This window comes from Bacillus sp. J14TS2, assembly GCF_018333015.1.
GTDB lineage: Bacteria > Bacillota > Bacilli > Bacillales > Bacillaceae_C > Lederbergia.
In genome coordinates this window covers 11,932-30,696 of record NZ_BORE01000031.1, presented here as the reverse complement: position 1 = coordinate 30,696, position 18,765 = coordinate 11,932, and the positions used below count along the sequence as shown (strand labels likewise).

Sequence of the window (18,765 nt, the reverse complement as noted above, 5' to 3'; positions counted from 1 at the left end):
GGTGGGTCCGGTAGCGCCGGTTGGTCCAGTAGCCCCCGCCGGTCCAATGGCTCCGGTTGGTCCAGTAGCGCCGGTTGGTCCAGGATCACCAGTCGGCCCAGTGGCCCCGGTTGGTCCGGTAGCGCCGGTTGGTCCAGTAGCCCCCGCCGGTCCAATGGCTCCGGTTGGTCCAGTAGCGCCGGTTGGTCCAGGATCACCAGTCGGCCCAGTGGCCCCGGTTGGCCCAGTAGCGCCAGTCGGTCCAGGATCACCAGTCGGCCCAGTGGCCCCGGTTGGTCCGGTAGCGCCGGTTGGTCCAGGATCACCAGTCGGCCCAGTGGCCCCGGTGGGTCCGGTAGCGCCGGTTGGTCCAGGATCACCAGTCGGCCCAGTGGCCCCGGTGGGTCCGGTAGCGCCGGTTGGTCCAGGATCACCAGTCGGCCCAGTGGCCCCGGTTGGTCCAGTAGCGCCGGTTGGCCCAGTAGCGCCGGTCGGTCCAATATCACCACTTGGTATGATACTTGTTACACGTCTTAATTTATCCTCTAAGATTAGCTCCTTTTTCATCGCAGTTGAAAGCATATCTTGTACACTCTCATTTACCTCCAAAATTTCATCCAATGTGGATGGGATAGTTAAACCGGGTATTGTACCTAATGCGTATTGGATTTTTTCTCCTTCTGCATTAATAATATGAGAAAGTCCTAATTCTTCCATGGCAATGGAAGCGAGTAGTAAATTGATTACATCATCTCTTGAAACAGAAATAGTAGGAGTGAAATTGGGGATATTAGGTAGAGACATTGTCCTGCTCCTTTCAAATGATATATAGAATGAAAAGCGGCATCATTTAACCAGAGGAATTTCCTGCGTTTAAATGCTGTTTTCTCATTCAATATATTCACATTAAGCAAGTCGGTATGGGCAAAGTTATTCTTTATTGATTTTTCTTTAAAAACAGGCGGTTCGAGGTGAAAAAGGCCTAGAGTAGAAAGAATGGAGCGACGCATGTCCAGCTGATTTCTTACAAAGGAATTTACATTATGATATAAAAGTGATATCATAATAATATAAATAAGATATGGAAGGGTGATTTCATGGAGGAACGGAAAGCTTGGAGCATAAACGGAATATTGGGGATCGGTTTGATTATTGTTTTACTAGCTATTGGTGCGTTTTTTGTTTTTCAATCACAACTTATTTTAGGAATTGTGCTGATTATTATTGCTGCTGTTCTTATTAGTGGGATTACGATTGTGCAACCAAATCAATCTATTGTAGTTATCTTTTTAGGAAAGTATATGGGAGCGGTACGTCGGGAAGGGATATTAATCACTGTTCCATTCTCTGTACGCAGAACGATTTCTTTAAGAGTACGTAACTTCAATAGTAATCGATTGAAAGTAAATGATGTGAATGGGAACCCAATCGAAATCGCAGCCGTAGTTGTATTTAAGGTCGTTGACGCGGCGAAGGCCGTTTTTGATGTGGATCAGTATGAACAGTTTGTTGAAATTCAAAGCGAAACAGCCATTCGTGCAGTAGCGACCACTTATCCATATGATTCGTTTACCAATGATGAGCTAACACTGCGTGGCAATGCAGATGAAGTATCGGATGAATTGACAACAGAACTTCAAGAACGTTTAAAGGTTGCTGGCGTTGAGGTGATTGAAGCTCGCTTGACACACTTAGCTTATTCTACAGAGATTGCTCAAGCCATGTTACAACGTCAACAAGCAAGTGCGATTATCTCTGCACGTGAACAAATTGTTCAAGGTGCTGTTGGGATGGCACAGGATGCGATTGCTCGTTTAGAGGCAGATAATATTGTTGAATTAGACGATGAGCGTAGAGTAGCACTGATCAATAATTTACTTGTTGCGATTGTTTCGGACCAGGGGACCCAGCCCGTTATTAATACAGGATCACTTTACCAATAAGTAGGTCATATGATGGCTAAAAAGAAAAACTTTCCACTACGCATTGATCCCGAACTCTACGATGCATTGCAACGATGGGCAAAAGATGAATTTCGCAGTGTCAATAGTCACGTCGAATTTTTGCTCAGAGAATCAGTTAAGCGAGCAGGTAGATTACCGAAAAAAGAAGACAAAAATACAGAGGAAGATTAATGGAAGTGGTGTTGACTCGATTACAGATTGAGAGGGCTCACTTTACCCAATAGTTAAGCCATAAGAAATTGGTATCGCACCCGATTTCTTATGGCTTTTTGCTGTAATGATTCGGTGTCATTCAATCAGCATTTTTTCTTTTGCCCAACGATAATTGCCTTCGAAACAATGTACTTTGTTTGATTGGATCCAATAAATCTTTTCAAACAGCTTATTAAGAAAATAACGGTCATGGGAAACGGCTAGAATCGTTCCATGATAACTTTCTAGTGCCTCTTCCAATACTTCTAATGATTCAATGTCCAAATGATTCGTGGGCTCATCTAAAATGAGTAAATTAGTATCTTGATACATCAATTGAGCTAGTCGCAGACGCATTTTTTCTCCGCCGCTAAGTTGTGACACCTTTTTAAAGACCGTATGTCCATAGAATAAAAATCTTGCTAGCACTTGTCTTGCTTCTCCCTCGGTCATGATTACCTCATGGCGAAATGTGTCGAGGACCGTTTCATTCCCCAGATCAGAAAAAATATTCTGAGATAAATAACCGATTTTGACATTGCTTCCTATGCGAACCTCACCTCTATCAGGCTGTAATTGCTGCAACATTAATTGGATTAACGTTGATTTTCCTGTTCCATTCTCACCAACGATTGCCACTCTCTGTTGGTAAGTAATATGCAGGTTTACTTGCTGGAAAAGTTGGCGATCTCCAAAGCTTTTCGAAACATCTTGACAAACGATCACATCCTTTCCGCTTCGATTAGTGGCTTCCATTTCTAAATTTATTTTCTTTCTCTCAAGTGTTGGACGATTCAATTTTTCCATTCTTTCTAATGCTCTTTCCATATTTCTTGCTCGTTTATGAAGGCCTTCATTAGGGGGATTCGCCCTGTTCGCCCAATCTTTCAACTTTTTTATTGCTTCTTTCATTTTCTTTATTTTCTTTTGTTGCTCTTTATAAGCTTGAAATTCTCTAAGCAGTTGTTCTTCTTTTTCTTTTACATAACCTGAGTAATTTGTTTCAAAGCACTGAATTTCTCCCTCATCTAAGTCTAAAATTTTATTCACCATTTCATCTAGAAAGTAACGATCATGAGATACTATTACGACTGTTCCTTGATAATTTTGTAGAAAATTCCCTAACCATTCCACTGACGCGATGTCCAAATGATTCGTTGGTTCATCTAATAATAAAAAGTTCGGATTTTTAAGAAGCATGAAGGCTAAGCCCACTTTTGTTTTTTCTCCGCCACTAAGTGTAGAAAATCGTTTATTTAACAATCCATTCATATTTAAACCATTCACGACCTTCTTCATGGTGGATTCTATTTCATAACCACCTTCCGATAAAAACAGATCTTGTAGACGACCATATTCATCCATCAGTTTTTGCATGTTGGAGTCGATGACCTCTGTACTCATTTGTATTTCCAGCTTTTTCATCTTTTCCTCAATACGCAATAATTTTGAAAAGGCTCCTTTTAAAACCTCTTTCGTAGTTGATTGCTGATTGAAGTCGGCAATTTGTTTCACGTATCCTATTTGTGAACCTTTTTTCCAATGAATTTGGCCTGAATCCGGCGTTTCTTCTCCAGATAATAATTTTAATAATGTCGTTTTACCACTTCCATTTCGACCAACCAAACCAACTCGGTCATTCTCTTTTATTTCAAATGTTATATTCCTAAAAATAGTGTTACCACCATACAGCTTTGTAGCATCTTGAACACTACATGCAATCATTAATACAGCCTCCTTTGTACTTATACGAAATGAAATATGACTACAAAAAAAGCCATGGGAAATACACTTCCCCATGACTTCATAAAAAAATATGGATAAAAAAAGAGGAGCATGAAAAAGCTCCTCTTCAACCAAGTAAATATAATAATGGGTTTAGAGATGTTTTCACCGTTTTACATCTGCTATTAAGTTGTTAAAAAAGGACATACGTATCCCGTTAACAACGAAAGCGGCAAATTTTGCACGGTTAAAAAATAAGAACTCAGTCCAAAATCCGTGCACTAAAACAGCTTGATGTAACATCTCTACCCACCTCCAATTCATCGTAATGTATATAGTATACATCCTATAAGTTTTAGAAAGATTTTTCAAGCCCTTTTGATAACTATTCCTGTTCAGTCCATTTCAGGCAGATAAAAAACTGCAGAATGAAGCTACGTCTAATCGCAAACCTATGACATTTTATTATCCTTTAGCCAGCCTATTATTTTCTCACACCATTCCACGGAGCTACGCTCAAAGCCGATCCCCATTTCGAGTACAGCAATCGACGAAAAAAATGGTTCGTTACTCGTTAAAGGACTATGCTGCTTTTTAAGGTTATCAATCTTATCTTTGTATTCTTCAAGGCGTTTTTCATGCTCTTTCCTTTTCTCTTCAACCTGTAGAAGCATGACTTCCGGATCAACCAGCCATCCACTATACTGTTTTAACAGAAATTCGTCCCAGGCACCCGGTGCACTTGGTTCCATAACCCACGATTTCAGCTTCTCAATACCTTCTTCTGTGATTTTATAAACCTTTCGCGCTGGTCTATATGATGCTTTTTCATATGATTGTAGCTCTATAAGTCCCTCGTCACGTAGTTTTGAGAGGTTGGGATAAAGTTGATTATTATTTATTTTATAAAAAATATTAATTCTTCCATCCAATTGTTGCTTCATATCGTATCCACTCAGTGGTTCACGGGCCAATAAACTAAGTAAAGCAAAGCGAATTGAACTCATTCATACCCATCCTTTTCGTATGTTGTTAATTAATATTAACCTATAAAAAAGCTTTCAACAATCTTTTGAACAATTGCAATCTAGTATGAAGGATTATTTATTTCTATAGATTAAATTTAACATAGGTTATTATTGATATATAAATGATTATAAGTTAATTTTAACCTATGAAATAGATTTTTACAAAAAACAAGGAGTGATGGATATGCGTTTTATATTTGAAGATCAAACCTTTTCGTTCGAGCTACTACGCACTACAAGCTATGCAACCTATGGAGGAGCGGATATTGGGGAATGTCTGATGACTGCTTATAGAATTAAGGAAGGGGACTTCGAAAGTTGGCATAAGGAATGGTACACGACCGCCAAACAAATACACTGGTTAGCTATTCTGCGCTGGCAGCTGGCCAACGAATCAGCGCTCGGGAGGCTTATCTTAGGGCATCAAATTATTATCGAACAGCTGAGTTTTTCTTGCATGGGGACCCTGAAGATCCACGGATATTATCCACATGGAAGAACAGTCGGCACACATTTAGACAGGCTTGTCAATTGATGAATACGCCTGTTGAAGAGGTGAATATTCCATATGAGGATACAACCTTAACCGGTTACTTTTATCGAGTAGATGATTCGCACCAACCCCGCCCGACCCTCGTGATACATGGCGGTTATGATTCAACAGGAGAAGAATTATATTTTGGAGGGGCAGCAGCGGCAATCCAACGAGGATATAACTGCCTAACGTTTGAAGGGCCAGGTCAAGGATCTATTCTTAGAGAGCAACATCTCCCGTTTCGGCCGGATTGGGAACATGTGGTTTCTCCAGTTGTCGACTATTTACTGAATCGTCCTGAAGTGGATTCTGAACGAATATCTCTTATGGGAATCAGTTTAGGAGGATTGCTTGCGCCACGTGCGGCCGCTTATGAACACCGTCTTGCTGCCTGTATTGCTAACGATGGTTTATATAGCTTTCAATTTAGCAAGAGGGGCGCAGCATACATGGAAGAAGAGCAAGAAAACGTTCAAAACGTATCACGGGAAGAAATTGAAGAGAAAGTTAAAGAACTAATGCGAGAGGATACTGGTGTACGTTGGGCGATAGAAAATGGGAAGTTCACCTTTCGAGCAAATTCCATTCTTGAATTATTGGAAAGGACTGAACCATATACCTTAGAAGGTGTTGCTAATCAAATCATTTGTCCAACCCTGGTTTGTGAAGCGGAAACGGATCAATTTTTCTCCGGTCAACCTGAGCAATTGTATAATGCCTTGGTTTGTCCAAAAACGTATCGGAAATTTACTAAAGAAGAGGCTGCGGAGGAACATTGTCATTTTGGGGCATTACAGTTATTTAATCATTATATATTCGAATGGCTGGACCAAACACTGCAAGCCTGATTGAAATTCTGAAGTTAGATAAGATTTATAAAGATTAAAGAAGGGAACAGTTATGACGAAAAAAACGAGGAATGAAGTGATTGTCACAATTCTATTGAATATCGCTTTGCCATATTTAGCCTATCGTGTGTTAATACCATATACAAGTGGAGTAATGGCACTCTCCGTGGCCGCCTTAATCCCGTTGTGTGATACGCTGTTCAATCTGATTAAAAGGAAAAAAATAGATGCAGTTTCAATCTTTATTTTTCTCAGCATTTTCCTCGGGGTTGTTGCTGTTTTAATTGGTGGAGATGAGAAGTTTATTTTGCTGCGGGAATCTTACATTACAGGAATTTTGGGCATGGTATTTTTAATTTCACTTATCTTTGCCAGACCTCTCATTTATTATTTTGCCGTAAGATTTGCAGGAGGCGAAGCTGCAATGAAAGAGAAATGGACAAGATTGCCAGAGTTTCGAAAGAATATCCGTCTGTTAACCGTTGCATGGGGGAGCATATTATTGTTAGAGGGCGTTGTAAAGGTAGCACTGGTTTATTCGATATCGATATCCACATTTTTGCTCGTTTCTCCTTTCTTTACCTATGGGATCATTGGACTAGCAATATTGTGGAACATTCACTTTATTAAACGAGTAAGACAAAATACTTTATCAGCATCGTGAATAAAATTATATTTGCAGGTGATCGTGATCTGAGTCAGCAATTCAAAGTCATTTAAGTAAAAATGAATTGTTTGTAATAGAGTTCATTGTTTTCAAGTCAAATCGTTCAATAAAACCTCGACTGATAATATGGTCTCACTTTATTTAGACCTTTTTCAATGATAGTTTGTAGGGGATTTGAGAAGAGATAATAGTCGATAACAGCAAAAAAGGATTGACCAGTGAAAAAAGTCGGATATTTCTTTAATCACGTAGGAAAGGGTAGTTTTTTTAGATGTATGATAGGGGCATATGCTGGTGACCGGATCCACATAAGGAATAAAAAAAATGCTGGATGGCACATTCATTTTCTACTAAAGTAAAGATATAGGAGTTTACTTTAAAAAAGGAGGAAGCAGGATGTGGTATGAAAATAAATTAACTAATGAGTTAGGTGTTAAATATCCAATCATTCAAGCAGGCATGGCTGGAGGAACGACAACACCTGAGCTGGTTGCTGCTGTTTCCAATGCGGGAGGCCTTGGAACACTTGGCGCAGGTTATATGAGTCCGGAGCAGACACGAGAGTGTATTCGGAAGATTAAGCAGCTCACAGATCAGTCCTTTGCTGTTAACCTGTTTATCCCTGAAACACCGAATGTACTGGAGGAAGAAGTTGAACAAGCAAACGAGTGGCTCCGCCCTTTTCGAGAAGCATTAAAGATAGCGGAAACTCCAGAAGTGAATGAAATAACTACAGCTACTTTCGAAAAACAAATAGAAATTATAATGGAAGAGCAAGTTCCTGTCTGCAGTTTTACATTTGGGCTTCCTTCAAAAGTAATTGTTCAACAATTAAAAGAAAAAAGGATTATGTTGGTGGGGACTGCGACAACGGTGGAGGAAGCAAAGGCTAATGAAGCAATTGGGATGGATATGGTTGTGATGCAAGGAAGTGAAGCTGGTGGACATCGTGGCACGTTTCTTGGATCGTTTGATGAGGCGATGATTGGAACCATGGCGCTTATTCCGCAAGCAGTGGATCAAGTTCATATTCCTGTAATTGCAGCAGGGGGAATCTCTGATGGGAGAGGTGTTTTGGCAGCTTTGGTTTTAGGAGCCCAAGGAGTTCAAATGGGTACAGCTTTTCTGACAAGTTCAGAAAGTGGGGTAAATATGCAATACAAAGAAGCCATTTTGAACACCAAAGAGGATCAATTAGTCGTGACCTCTACTTTTAGCGGAAAACCAGCAAGAGGGATTCGCAATGATTTCATAACTAAAATGGAAAAATATGAAATGGAGTTACCGGCATATCCTATCCAAAACACACTGACCAAACCGATCAGAAGTGAGGCAGGAAAACAAAATCGACCAGAATGGATGTCTATGTGGTGTGGTCAAAATCCACGTTCCTGTAAACAACAGTCTGCTAGTGAGATAGTTGCAGCGATTATTGCACAGGTTGAACAAATTATAAATGGTCAAAAGAGTAAAGCTTAAGAGATAACAGATACAAGGAGGCTGGGACATAACTAAATTGCTAACCTTCAAAGACGAACAATGTATTGCTTTAGTGGAGGAAATATACGAAGACTCCTGCGGGAGCAAAGGCCTCGGTGAGATCCCGGAGTGCGATAGCACGAGGAAGCTCACCAGCCGCCCGCGGAAAGCGAAGTATATTTCCGGAGCGAGGTATCTGAACCTAGTAGTTCGGTTTTGGCTTGTTTGAAACCACTTTTGTCTCAGTCTCATCTTAATTTTTAATAACAATGAATCTCCTACATTGATGAATGAAGAGGCATCTTTAAAGGAAAAGTAAAATATTTCATATCTTGCTTTTTAATTGGACAAATGTTTTCTTTATTTCGGTCGGGTGTACAATAGAGAATAGACCATGAATCTTAAGTACTGCAGAGCAACGAATGACAATTGTTGAGAATAGTAAAATGGAAAAAGTAAAATCTACTTAACCAAATAGAACTACCTATTCAACAGTTTTTTGCCAACACCATGTCAATTTAGAAATGAATATAAAAAGAAGGTGACCACCCATGCAAAATGAAGAGAGGCAACCAATTTATTACGGAAAATTAGAGCATAATGACTGGTCAATGTATCTTGCTGCAACGGAAACGGGATTATGCTTTGTTGGTTCACAGGAGAAAGAAATAGATGAAGTGAAAAATTGGGTCGATAAAAAAAGGACAGGTGCCACTTTAGTTCATGATGAAGAAAAATTAATGGCTTATAAAGAACAATTCATTTCTTATTTGAATGGAGAAAATCCAACATTTGATGTACCAATTGATTTAGAAGGAACACCTTTTCAAGAAGCTGTTTGGAAAGAGCTACAAAAGATTCCTTATGGTAAAACCGTTTCTTATATGGATATTGCAAATAAAATTGAAAAGCCTAAAGCTGTGCGAGCTGTTGGTGCTGCAATTGGTGCCAATCCAGTCATGATCATTGTTCCATGCCATCGTGTGCTCGCAAAGGACGGCAAATTGACTGGCTTTAGAGGTGGTATCCCGATGAAAGAAAAATTATTGATGGTGGAGAGAGAAGCAAAGGCCTAAGTCAATCCTTTCATTATATATCCCGAATGACCTGACAGCAGCTGGTCTAGTGAGGTACAGGATGGATGTATGAGTGTAGATAAAGCGCCTGTTTAAGGGATGTTGCAGAAATAGCCCTTAAACAGGCGCTTGCGCTTTTGTTTTTAAAAGCTTGATCAGTTTATAAAGATAATATTCTCCCCTTAATTGCTGTTCTATCTGGTAATCCATATAGGCCAAGGCATCCAGGACAATTTTTCTGGCATCGATTAAGCTATGTTGTTGCATTTTATCTAGAACGTCACGCACTTTTTCAAGTAAATAGACAGAGGATTGCACGGTTCGGATAATCAATAAACGTCTCATATCCTCTCGTGTATAGATTCGATAGCCATTTTCTGTATTTCGTTTAGGAGTAATCAGCCCCTCTTTTTCCCAATGCCGCAATGTACTTGCTGGTACATGCAATTCGGCTTCAACTTCCCCAATTGCATAATATTTCTTTTGTTGTTTTTTCATGAAGTTTTGCATATTATCTGGACTTAAGATGTCGATAGCATCAATGGCTTGCTGTCTTCTTTCAAAAATTTCTGCTTGCACGGCATTAACTTCCCAGAGTGCTTCCGTAAATTTTTCCTCTTGTAGTAAAGGCATCACACGGCGGACGGTAGCCATGCCGAAGCCCGGATACATCGCACGTATACATTGGAAATATGCTTCATGTACTTCGGTATATACCCGGTAGCCATTTGCTTTACGAATAGCTTTGGGAACAATTCCCCATACTTCATAATGCCTGAGTGCGCTCGTACCCACATCTAGTTTATTGGCAATATCAATTGGTCTAAGCTCCAAATCACGACCTCCAAAGATTCAATTAAAACATTATAGTTCCTTGACGGGTTTCTAATAAAAAGCTTTATTCTATAGTATCATTTTATCCAAAACCTTGCACTTGCATAAATGTTATATGATTGAATTAAAAGCAATGAAGGAGGAATGTTGAATGAATGATGTCATGATTGTAAACGGAGCGCGAGAAAACAATTTAAAAAATCTCTCTGTATCTATCCCTAAAAATAAACTAATTGTCTTTACAGGTCCTTCTGGATCAGGGAAGAGTACGTTGGCGATCGACACACTATTTAATGAATGTCAGCGTCAGTATTTAGAATCCATGGGAATGCAGGGGATTAGTAAGCCAAAGGTGGATTCTATTAGTGGCTTATCTCCTGCTATTAGCATTAATCAGAAAATCACGAATCGGAATCCACGCTCCACAGTGGGAACAATGACGGATATGTATACGAGCTTACGAATGATCTTTGAAAAGCTTGGGAGGAGGAAATGTCCTTGTTGTCAATATGAGATTGATCCGATGGCCTATAATGGCAGGGTAGAAAAAGAAGAAGATAGTTTTACAGAATATATCTTCTGTCCAAATTGCCAAGAAAAAATGGAGAAATTAACCCGAACTCATTTTTCCTATAATACAACAGAAGGAGCTTGTCCTTCCTGTAAAGGATTAGGGAAAACTGTAGATATTCATCTTCCGTCCGTTTTTCATGAAGAGCTTTCCTTAGAAGATGGTGCTGTAGATATTTTTACGGGACGTTATGGAGAATATCAAATCGCAGTGTTAAAAGAAGGCTTTCGTTATTATAAGTTGCCAGATGCTGATCATGTACCAATAAAAGAATTTAGTCAGGAACAGAAGGCTATTCTCTACTATGGCGTGGAAAGTGATCAGGTTAAGGAACTTTTTCCAAAAGTGAAACCACCTAAGACGGTGGAGAAAGGGAAATTTCCGGGTGTACTCACATCGATGTGGCGCAGATTTACAGAAAATGCTGGTTCTTCCGCTGAAGCAGATGCTTATTTCTACTCACAGATTTGTCCGGATTGCCATGGTGATCGTTTAAACAAGGTGAGCAGAGAAGTTAAAGTAGAGAATTGGACAATTCCGCAGTTGGTTGTCCATTCTTTGGAGGAGATGCTGACTTGGGTGAATCAAGTAGAAAAATCATTGGATCAGCAGCAATATAAACTCATAGAAACGTTTGTCCAAGACATTAAAACAAAGCTTATCCGGATTATGAAAATTGGTTTAGGGTACCTGACTTTAGACAGACAGGTGATTACCTTATCGGGAGGAGAAGCACAACGAATTAGGCTTTCGGCACTGCTTGATTCAGCCCTTACGGGAGTGCTGTATATCATGGATGAGCCGACAGTTGGTCTACATCCAAGGGACACTGCTGGGCTTATAAGTGTATTGAAACATTTGCGGGATTTAGGTAATACCATTTTATTAATTGAGCATGATGTAGAAGTCATGAAGGAATCAGATTATATTATTGATATTGGCCCAGGTGCAGGAAAGCTTGGAGGAACCGTAGTTGGTCAAGGAACATTGCAAGAATTACTGGAGCAAAAAGCATCGGTGACAGGACAATATCTGCGACAAGAAGAGTCAATTCAAAAGGGCTATCGAAGTGGCGTAGGAGAAGGCATAACGATCCATCATGCTACTGCCAATAATCTTAAAAATGTGACGGTCACCTTGCCTACGGGTTGTTTAACGGCAGTAACAGGGGTCTCTGGCTCTGGGAAGTCTTCACTACTATTTGATGTGCTTGCTAAAGCAAATGATCCATTTTATGAAGATTTTGAAAAGGTAACGGGGTTAGAGATTTTTGACCAAATGATTATAGTCGGACAATCCCCACTTAGTAGAATGAAACGCTCCAATACAGCAACTTATATTGATTTATTTACACCGATTCGCACACTTTTTTCGAAGTTGCCAGAAGCGAAAGAACGAAAATTAACCGCAAAACACTTTTCCTTTAATACGGCCGGTGGTCGTTGTGAGAATTGTCAAGGGCTAGGCTACGTTACAACGAATATGCTCTTTTTTCCCGATTTAGAGGTGGTGTGCCCTGAATGCCAAGGGAGGAGGTTTAAGCAAGAGATATTAGCTGTAAAATATCAAGATTATTCGATCAATGATATTTTGGAAAGTTCCATTCATGAATGTCTGGCGATTTTTGAAGAAGAGAAGAAGATACAAAAAATATTAACTTTACTAGTGGACATTGGTTTAGGTTATCTGAAAATGGGACAATCTCTAACAACACTTTCAGGTGGAGAAGGACAACGCTTAAAGCTAGCGAAAGAATTAATGAAGCAAGGGAAAAAGACTTCACTTTATTTATTAGATGAGCCAACGACCGGCTTGCATCCTACTGACACCATTCAATTATTAAAGCTATTAAACGGTTTAGTAGATGCAGGGAACACAGTTATTATGGTTGAACATAACAGCCAGGTCATAGAGGCCGCGGACTGGATTATTGACTTAGGACCAGAAGGAGGAGAAAAAGGCGGTCAAGTGATCGCGGAAGGCACACCAGAGATGATTCGAACAAATGATAACTCTTATACAGGTCAGTATTTGTAAAAAACTTGAGAATAGAAGATCGTGGGTAGACTAGGGCATTTCAAAAAGGGCATATGGAATGTCCTTTTTGAGTACCCTTTTATCCCGCATTAACTGCTGTAAAACATCGACTGATTGAAGTTTCACTTTATAGGATTAGATGCTAGTAAGCCTCAAGGCTTAATCAAAAATATAGCTTAAGCTTATTATGAAAAATCGCGAAAGTCGATAAGATAAAGATACGATAACGAAGGGAGGAAAACGGAGTGAAAAAGTTTATATTGTTTATTGGTGGGCTTATTGCATTGTTTATACTTCTTGCAAATCTCGGCCCGATGGTGATATTGGCCTTAAGTGTTTGGCTGCTGTATGTATGCTTTAAAAAATTCGTACAAACCGATTCAACTGCAGCGAAAGTTGGTTGGGTGATTGTGGGATTAATTGTATTAAGTATCTCATTCTCTAATATTTATGCTGTTATCGGTGTGGCAGCAGCATATGCTCTTTACCTTATTTATAAAAATTGGAATACCTCTGAGAGTTCGGAAGTTCAGGTTAGAGAAGATGACGATCCCTTTACAAATTTTGAAAAAGAGTGGGCAGAATTAAATAAATAATGAACAATTAAAAGGAGAGATTGATGATGACGACAAATATTTTTACTCGAATTAAGGATTCTATTTCAGCAGATCTTCATACGATGATGGACAAAAAGGAACAGAAAAATCCAATTGCTGCGTTAAATCTGTATTTACGCCAAAGTGAGCAAGAAAAGGAAAAAGTAAGAAAGCTGATTGATCGTCAATATAAGTTAAAAGAAGAATTTACACGTGAATATATAAAAGCACAAGAACTAGCTGATAAACGTCTTAAACAAGCACAGATCGCAGAGCGTGCCGGAGAAGAAGAGATGCATGAATTTGCTATAAAGGAGCATGAGGAATATCAAAATCGTGCGGAACGTATGAAAGCATCGAAGGATGAAGCGATCACTCAACTAGACAACCTCGAGCGTAAATATGAAGAAATGAAACATCGCTTGAAAGACATGCACCTGCGTCGAATGGAATTAATGGGACGAGAAAATATCGCCAAAGCCAACCACCAAATCAATCGTGTGGTTGATGATGCTCCAGAAAAATCCTTTTCAAAGTTTGAAGAAATGGAGCAATACATTGAAAACCTCGAATACAAAGTAAACAGTTCTTACTACCGTAGCACATTTGATCATAAAATCGCTGCCCTTGAAAAACAGCAAGAAGAAAAGACAGAAGAAGTAAATTAAAACCTATATATAGAAAACGTGATATACTTATACAGGCGCAAATCATCTTGCGTCTGTAATTTTATCCCGAATTAACTGGCAGTAAGCCCCCCACGTCAAGAATTCGAGGAAAAAACGAGAATTGTAAGTGGGGGACAACTGCCAGTAAATACCCGATTGGTTCAGGCCTGCAGGACGCAGGTCACAAAGGGCGTAGCGACGTATAGGATGTACTAGTGCAGACGAAGCGACAGGACGTCGCGTTTTGAGTCTGCCAACAGGATGTTGTGAATTTAGCCTTTGATCCTTAACATTCAGTGGGGGATGGAAAAAAGCCCCCACTGAATGAAGTTTCACTTTATCCACGCTGCCTTACTGATTATTACATAATAAATGAAAGGAGGATGCAAGATGTTCAAACGATTAGATACAAATTATTTTAATTGGATATTGATCATCGGTGCGATTCTCCTTTTAATTGAAATTGTTTTTTTTCATGGTGGTATTATCTACGCTGTGATTTCGGGCTGCTTCGTCTATATGAGCTGGAAAAAAATTCAAAAATTGGGATGGAAGGTTGTATTCGCCATCTCGCTTGTAAGCTTTATCCTCGCTTTTTTTAATCTGCTTGTTGTCCGCTTTTTTATTATTGTCGCGATTGTTATTATCATTTATAACTATATGAAATCAAAAAAGGCCCCTCAAACAATTGCTCCTCAATTTTCGGATGAAAGAAAGCCGAAAGAAGCACTTATCCATGTGCAACCATTATTTGATGAGCGTTTATTTGATGATTTACGTACAGAAGATACTGCTTATCAATGGAAAGATGTCAATATTCATGGGATATATGGCGATCGCGTAATCGATTTGAGTAATACAGTATTGCCAAATGATACCGCAGTCGTCTCGATTCGGCATTTAATCGGTAATATTGAGATTTATGTTCCTTATGAAGTAGAGGTTAGTATTCATCATAGTTCCGTTTTTGGCAGAGCGACGATTTTGGGAGCCTATCACGGTCAATTAATGAATAAATCGATTCACTATGAAACGGCCAACTACAATACCACTTATCCACGGGTAAAAATTATCACTTCGATATTTTCTGGAGATATTGAGGTGAAGCGAGTATGAATCGAATTATTCGTTATGTTTTACTATCCAATGCTTGTAGTTTAATCCTTGCTATTGCCTTTGTTCTTATAACTTTTTTTGCTTTTTCACTGGACGAGACAATCGGGTGGAGGGGACTTTGGGAAGGAAAAATCGGTGATGTTTCTTTTCTTCTAACGGTTTTGGCAGGCAGTGTGACAGTAGGGACGATTATTGGTTTTATTATAGGGTGGGATTGGCAACAGAATTTGACGCAGATTGAACGGATGCTTGCTGCTGTTCTTAATGGTGGAAAGTTACCTGCTGATGAAGAAGTTACGAAAGAATTGGACACCATTTCGGTTCGCATGCATCAATTGCAAGAAAAATTAAGAGCGCAGACAGAACACGCACAACGCATTGCGACAGAAAGAGCGAATGAACGTGAGCAAAGCCTGCAAGAAATCGTCGTTCAAGAAAGAAACCGTCTTGCCCGAGAACTGCATGATTCAGTCAGTCAGCAATTATTTGCTTCATCGATGTTGATGTCTGCGATTAACGAAGAAGGACCACCAGAGGATCCAACTTTAAAAAAACAATTGAAAATGGTTGAAAAAATGATTCATCAATCGCAATTAGAAATGCGGGCATTGCTTTTACATTTACGCCCTGTTGCATTAAAGGGGAAGTCTTTACAAGAAGGAATGGAAGGATTCTTAAATGAATTAACTCAAAAGGTACAAATGGAAATTGATGTAAAAATAGAGCATTTTAATATGGACAAAGGGATAGAAGATCAGTTGTTTCGTATCTTCCAAGAATCCTTGTCCAACACGTTGCGACATGCTAAAGCCACAATTTTACACATATTACTTATCGAACGGGACGAAACGATCATTTTACGTGTTGCCGATAATGGGATTGGGTTCCAGGCAGATGCCGTAAAAACAAGTTCCTATGGTATGCAAAATATGCGCGAACGGGCCTATGAGGTCGGGGGTACATTGAAAATTATTAGCTTGCCAAATGAAGGTACCCGTTTGGAAGTCAAAGTCCCTAATTTAAGAAAGGAGGATCCAGTAAATGATTAAAGTTTTATTTGTTGATGATCATGAAATGGTTCGAATTGGTGTCTCCGCATACCTTTCATCCCAGCCTGACATTGACGTGATTGCAGAGGCAGATGATGGAGAGCGTGCTGTGGAGCTTGCCTTAGATCTTCGTCCGGATATTATTTTAATGGACCTTGTGATGGAAGGGATGGATGGGATTGAAGCAACAAAGAAAATCATGGAGCAATGGCCTGAAGCTAAAATCATTATCGTTACAAGCTTTCTGGATGATGAGAAGGTCTATCCTGCATTAGAAGCTGGAGCGACAAGCTATATGTTAAAAACATCAAAGGCCAGTGAAATTGCAAAAGCGATTCGAGCAACGTATCAAGGCCAATCCTTTCTAGAGCCTGAAGTTACCGGGAAAATTATGAATAGAATGCGAAATAAACAAGAAGCGGCATTGCATGATCAGCTAACAGAACGAGAAAAAGAAATTTTGATGTTAATGGCCAAAGGAAAATCAAACCAAGAAATTGCCGATGAATTATTTATTGCGTTAAAAACTGTCAAAGTCCATGTTAGTAATATTCTCGGGAAATTAGAAGTTCATGATCGTACGCAAGCGGTCATTTATGCTTTTCAAAATAATCTTGTAAAACGATAATCCCCCTGAGATCCGAATGCTAAGGGGGATATCGGTGCTTATGTCAATTGTTGTTCCGCAAATGATCGATACAACGCATGATGGGTAAGTAACTCTTGATGGGTTCCTTTTCCAGTGATTGCACCATCTTCAATAAAAATAATTTGATCTGCATGAACGATAGTTGCGAGACGATGAGCGATAACAAAGGTTGTTCTTCCCTCCATTAATCGTTGCAATGCTTTTTGAACAACCTGTTCTGATTGACTATCAAGACTAGCCGTTGCTTCATCAAGTAAAAGGATTTTTGGGTTGCGTAAAAAGGCTCTGGCAATATTAATACGCTGCCTCTGCCCACCAGATAATTTCGTACCACGTTCACCGACTTCTGTATCAAGTCCATGTGGAAGTGCTTTAATAAATTGGGCTGCATAGGCCATCTCGGCAACTGCCCAAAGCTGATCTTCTTTAATCAAATTTGAATTTTTCAATCCATAGGTTAAATTATCACGAATTGTACCTGACATCATGGAGCTTTCCTGCGATACATAACCAATTTGTGACCGCCAAGATATGAGGGAGATAGCGTGAATCGATGTGTCACCTAGTAAAATCTCGCCCTCATTGGGTGCATAATAACGTTCAATTAATCCAAATACCGTTGTTTTTCCGCCACCACTTGGTCCAGCAAATGCGATCATTTCCCCGGGCGCTGCGGAGAATGATAGGTTGTTTAAAACATTCTCACTTGTATCATAGGCAAAGCTGACGTGCTTAAATTCTAATGGAAGCTCGGCAATTGATTTTTCCATTCCTGGGTTAATCTCTTCCTCTTCTTCATTTAAAATTTCAGCAATACGTTCCGTCGCCCCTTTGGCTTTTTGTACTTCCGTAAAAAACATCGCAAAGGTTGTGATTGGGAAGATAATTTGAAACAAATAGAGGAGAAAGGCAACAAGAGATCCTGTTGACATAGTTCCTTCTTCTACACGAATTCCACCATATCCAATGATCACAACAATCACGAGCATGACAATCATATATATAAATGGGGAAATAATCGCAGTGATACGCGCTTCTTTAAGCCCTGTTTGTAATAGCCCGAAAATTCCACGCATCCCGCGCTGCTCCTCCTTTAATTCTGCGGTGGAGGATTTCATTAGTTTAATTTCGCTAATGGTTTGTTGGATCTCACCTTGAAAGTTTGCTGTTTGATTCTGTAGGCTGCGTGATACTTTAAGCATTTGCCTTCCGAGTGGGAACATCACTAATACGGTAATGGGAACAGCAATGAACATCATAATTGTCATCTTCCAGTCCATAAAAAGAAGTAAGATCACCGCCCCAATAATCGATATTAAGCCTGAGATAAATTGTGGGAAATGTTGGGAAACAAGATCTTTTACAATCCCTGTGTCATTAATTACACGGCTGACAGATTCGCCGCTCGGCTGTTTTTGAAAGAATGGAACAGGTAAGCGAATAAGCTTTTTCCATAAAATTTCCCTTAACCTAGCGACGACTTTTTGTCCAACATAGGCAAGTGCATATGCTGATAATCCATCTACTAGAGCATGGACAATAAAAACTCCAATAATAATCGCAATAAACCACCAATTTAATGTTGTTATTGAAAATCCATCGACTAGCTCTCTTGTCAATATAGGAATAGTAAGTCCAACCAGCGTGGTAAGTATACTACCTAATAGCCCAAGAATAAGGATCAGCCTTGGTAGCTTTGTCGATAGAATCAGTTTGATAAAATGGCTTGATGATGTTTTTGATGGTTCCATT

18 protein-coding genes are annotated in these 18,765 nt (G+C 39.6%); 12 read left to right on the top strand and 6 right to left on the bottom strand.

From position 1 onward, the window contains the following. On the bottom strand, positions 1–783 hold a 783-nt coding region (locus KI375_RS26350; RefSeq protein ID WP_483861606.1), incomplete at its 3' end, for an alpha-helical endospore appendage domain-containing protein. Between the two features lie 293 nt (positions 784–1,076). On the opposite strand from KI375_RS26350, the gene KI375_RS26345 reads away from it, so the two are divergent. Then, complete coding sequence (locus tag KI375_RS26345; RefSeq protein ID WP_212976338.1) at positions 1,077–1,922, top strand: SPFH domain-containing protein; 846 nt, start codon at positions 1,077–1,079, stop codon at positions 1,920–1,922. A gap of 12 nt (positions 1,923–1,934) precedes the next feature. Next, entirely contained in the window at positions 1,935–2,114 is a 180-nt protein-coding gene (locus KI375_RS26340; RefSeq protein WP_212976337.1) for a type II toxin-antitoxin system antitoxin, read from the top strand. Between the two features lie 117 nt (positions 2,115–2,231). On the opposite strand, the gene abc-f is transcribed toward KI375_RS26340, so the two are convergent. The 3 genes from abc-f to KI375_RS26330 form a co-directional block, all read right to left on the bottom strand. Further along, positions 2,232–3,860 carry a ribosomal protection-like ABC-F family protein gene (abc-f, locus tag KI375_RS26335; RefSeq protein WP_212976336.1) on the bottom strand — a complete coding sequence of 543 codons (1,629 nt, stop codon included), beginning with the start codon at positions 3,858–3,860 and terminating at the stop codon, positions 2,232–2,234. 165 nt (positions 3,861–4,025) lie between these two features. Further along, entirely contained in the window at positions 4,026–4,163 is a 138-nt protein-coding gene (locus tag KI375_RS27745; protein ID WP_280528689.1) for an RAxF-45 family protein, read from the bottom strand. Positions 4,164–4,312: 149 nt separating this feature from the next. After that, positions 4,313–4,867 carry a PadR family transcriptional regulator gene (locus tag KI375_RS26330; protein ID WP_212976335.1) on the bottom strand — a complete coding sequence of 185 codons (555 nt, stop codon included), beginning with the start codon at positions 4,865–4,867 and terminating at the stop codon, positions 4,313–4,315. Positions 4,868–5,218: 351 nt separating this feature from the next. Between KI375_RS26330 and KI375_RS26325 the strand changes: the two genes are divergently transcribed. The 4 genes from KI375_RS26325 to KI375_RS26310 all read left to right on the top strand — a co-directional run bounded on the left by KI375_RS26325 (position 5,219) and on the right by KI375_RS26310 (position 9,493). Next, a complete protein-coding gene (locus KI375_RS26325) occupies positions 5,219–6,271 on the top strand; it encodes an alpha/beta hydrolase family protein (protein WP_244853103.1) in 1,053 nt (350 codons plus the stop codon). A gap of 52 nt (positions 6,272–6,323) precedes the next feature. Beyond that, positions 6,324–6,935 (top strand): VC0807 family protein, encoded by a 612-nt coding sequence (locus tag KI375_RS26320; RefSeq protein WP_212976334.1) that lies wholly within the window; start codon positions 6,324–6,326, stop codon positions 6,933–6,935. A gap of 399 nt (positions 6,936–7,334) precedes the next feature. Then, the gene (locus KI375_RS26315) at positions 7,335–8,417 is read left to right on the top strand and encodes an NAD(P)H-dependent flavin oxidoreductase (RefSeq protein WP_212976333.1); all 1,083 of its coding nucleotides are present in this window, start codon (positions 7,335–7,337) and stop codon (positions 8,415–8,417) included. Between the two features lie 551 nt (positions 8,418–8,968). Then, positions 8,969–9,493: a methylated-DNA--[protein]-cysteine S-methyltransferase gene (locus tag KI375_RS26310; RefSeq protein WP_212976332.1), complete on the top strand. Its 525-nt coding sequence runs from the start codon at positions 8,969–8,971 to the stop codon at positions 9,491–9,493. Between the two features lie 117 nt (positions 9,494–9,610). Here KI375_RS26310 and KI375_RS26305 read toward each other — a convergent pair whose 3' ends face one another. Beyond that, positions 9,611–10,327 carry a MerR family transcriptional regulator gene (locus KI375_RS26305; RefSeq protein WP_212976331.1) on the bottom strand — a complete coding sequence of 239 codons (717 nt, stop codon included), beginning with the start codon at positions 10,325–10,327 and terminating at the stop codon, positions 9,611–9,613. A gap of 151 nt (positions 10,328–10,478) precedes the next feature. On the opposite strand from KI375_RS26305, the gene uvrA reads away from it, so the two are divergent. The 6 genes from uvrA to KI375_RS26275 all read left to right on the top strand — a co-directional run bounded on the left by uvrA (position 10,479) and on the right by KI375_RS26275 (position 16,992). Then, complete coding sequence (gene uvrA / locus KI375_RS26300; RefSeq protein ID WP_212976330.1) at positions 10,479–12,935, top strand: excinuclease ABC subunit UvrA; 2,457 nt, start codon at positions 10,479–10,481, stop codon at positions 12,933–12,935. 245 nt (positions 12,936–13,180) lie between these two features. Continuing rightward, on the top strand, positions 13,181–13,531 hold the full coding sequence (locus tag KI375_RS26295; protein WP_212976329.1) for a lmo0954 family membrane protein: 351 nt from the start codon (positions 13,181–13,183) through the stop codon (positions 13,529–13,531). A gap of 26 nt (positions 13,532–13,557) precedes the next feature. Next, entirely contained in the window at positions 13,558–14,199 is a 642-nt protein-coding gene (locus KI375_RS26290; protein ID WP_207453957.1) for a PspA/IM30 family protein, read from the top strand. A 390-nt stretch (positions 14,200–14,589) separates the two neighbouring features. After that, positions 14,590–15,315, top strand: coding sequence for a cell wall-active antibiotics response protein LiaF (liaF, locus tag KI375_RS26285; RefSeq protein WP_212976328.1), 726 nt, complete (start codon positions 14,590–14,592; stop codon positions 15,313–15,315). After that, positions 15,312–16,364, top strand: coding sequence for a sensor histidine kinase (locus tag KI375_RS26280; protein WP_212976327.1), 1,053 nt, complete (start codon positions 15,312–15,314; stop codon positions 16,362–16,364). The genes liaF and KI375_RS26280 overlap by 4 nt, the downstream gene beginning before the upstream one ends. Further along, positions 16,357–16,992: a response regulator gene (locus KI375_RS26275; RefSeq protein WP_212976326.1), complete on the top strand. Its 636-nt coding sequence runs from the start codon at positions 16,357–16,359 to the stop codon at positions 16,990–16,992. Before KI375_RS26280 ends, KI375_RS26275 begins: the two co-directional genes overlap by 8 nt. A 38-nt stretch (positions 16,993–17,030) precedes the next feature. Here the strand turns inward: KI375_RS26275 and KI375_RS26270 are convergent, their stop codons facing one another. Then, entirely contained in the window at positions 17,031–18,764 is a 1,734-nt protein-coding gene (locus tag KI375_RS26270) for an ABC transporter ATP-binding protein (RefSeq protein ID WP_212976325.1), read from the bottom strand. Position 18,765: the final 1 nt, after the last annotated feature.

Coding starts and splice junctions, on each gene's coding strand:
- KI375_RS26290 (WP_207453957.1), top strand. CDS start 13,558: ATGACGACAAATATTTTTACTCGAATTAAGGATTCTATTTCAGCAGAT.
- KI375_RS26340 (WP_212976337.1), top strand. CDS start 1,935: ATGGCTAAAAAGAAAAACTTTCCACTACGCATTGATCCCGAACTCTAC.
- KI375_RS26315 (WP_212976333.1), top strand. CDS start 7,335: ATGTGGTATGAAAATAAATTAACTAATGAGTTAGGTGTTAAATATCCA.
- abc-f (WP_212976336.1), bottom strand. CDS start 3,860: ATGATTGCATGTAGTGTTCAAGATGCTACAAAGCTGTATGGTGGTAAC.
- KI375_RS26325 (WP_244853103.1), top strand. CDS start 5,219: ATGGTACACGACCGCCAAACAAATACACTGGTTAGCTATTCTGCGCTG.
- KI375_RS26320 (WP_212976334.1), top strand. CDS start 6,324: ATGACGAAAAAAACGAGGAATGAAGTGATTGTCACAATTCTATTGAAT.
- KI375_RS26270 (WP_212976325.1), bottom strand. CDS start 18,764: ATGGAACCATCAAAAACATCATCAAGCCATTTTATCAAACTGATTCTA.
- KI375_RS26345 (WP_212976338.1), top strand. CDS start 1,077: ATGGAGGAACGGAAAGCTTGGAGCATAAACGGAATATTGGGGATCGGT.
- uvrA (WP_212976330.1), top strand. CDS start 10,479: ATGAATGATGTCATGATTGTAAACGGAGCGCGAGAAAACAATTTAAAA.
- KI375_RS27745 (WP_280528689.1), bottom strand. CDS start 4,163: ATGTTACATCAAGCTGTTTTAGTGCACGGATTTTGGACTGAGTTCTTA.
- KI375_RS26330 (WP_212976335.1), bottom strand. CDS start 4,867: ATGAGTTCAATTCGCTTTGCTTTACTTAGTTTATTGGCCCGTGAACCA.
- liaF (WP_212976328.1), top strand. CDS start 14,590: ATGTTCAAACGATTAGATACAAATTATTTTAATTGGATATTGATCATC.
- KI375_RS26310 (WP_212976332.1), top strand. CDS start 8,969: ATGCAAAATGAAGAGAGGCAACCAATTTATTACGGAAAATTAGAGCAT.
- KI375_RS26280 (WP_212976327.1), top strand. CDS start 15,312: ATGAATCGAATTATTCGTTATGTTTTACTATCCAATGCTTGTAGTTTA.
- KI375_RS26275 (WP_212976326.1), top strand. CDS start 16,357: ATGATTAAAGTTTTATTTGTTGATGATCATGAAATGGTTCGAATTGGT.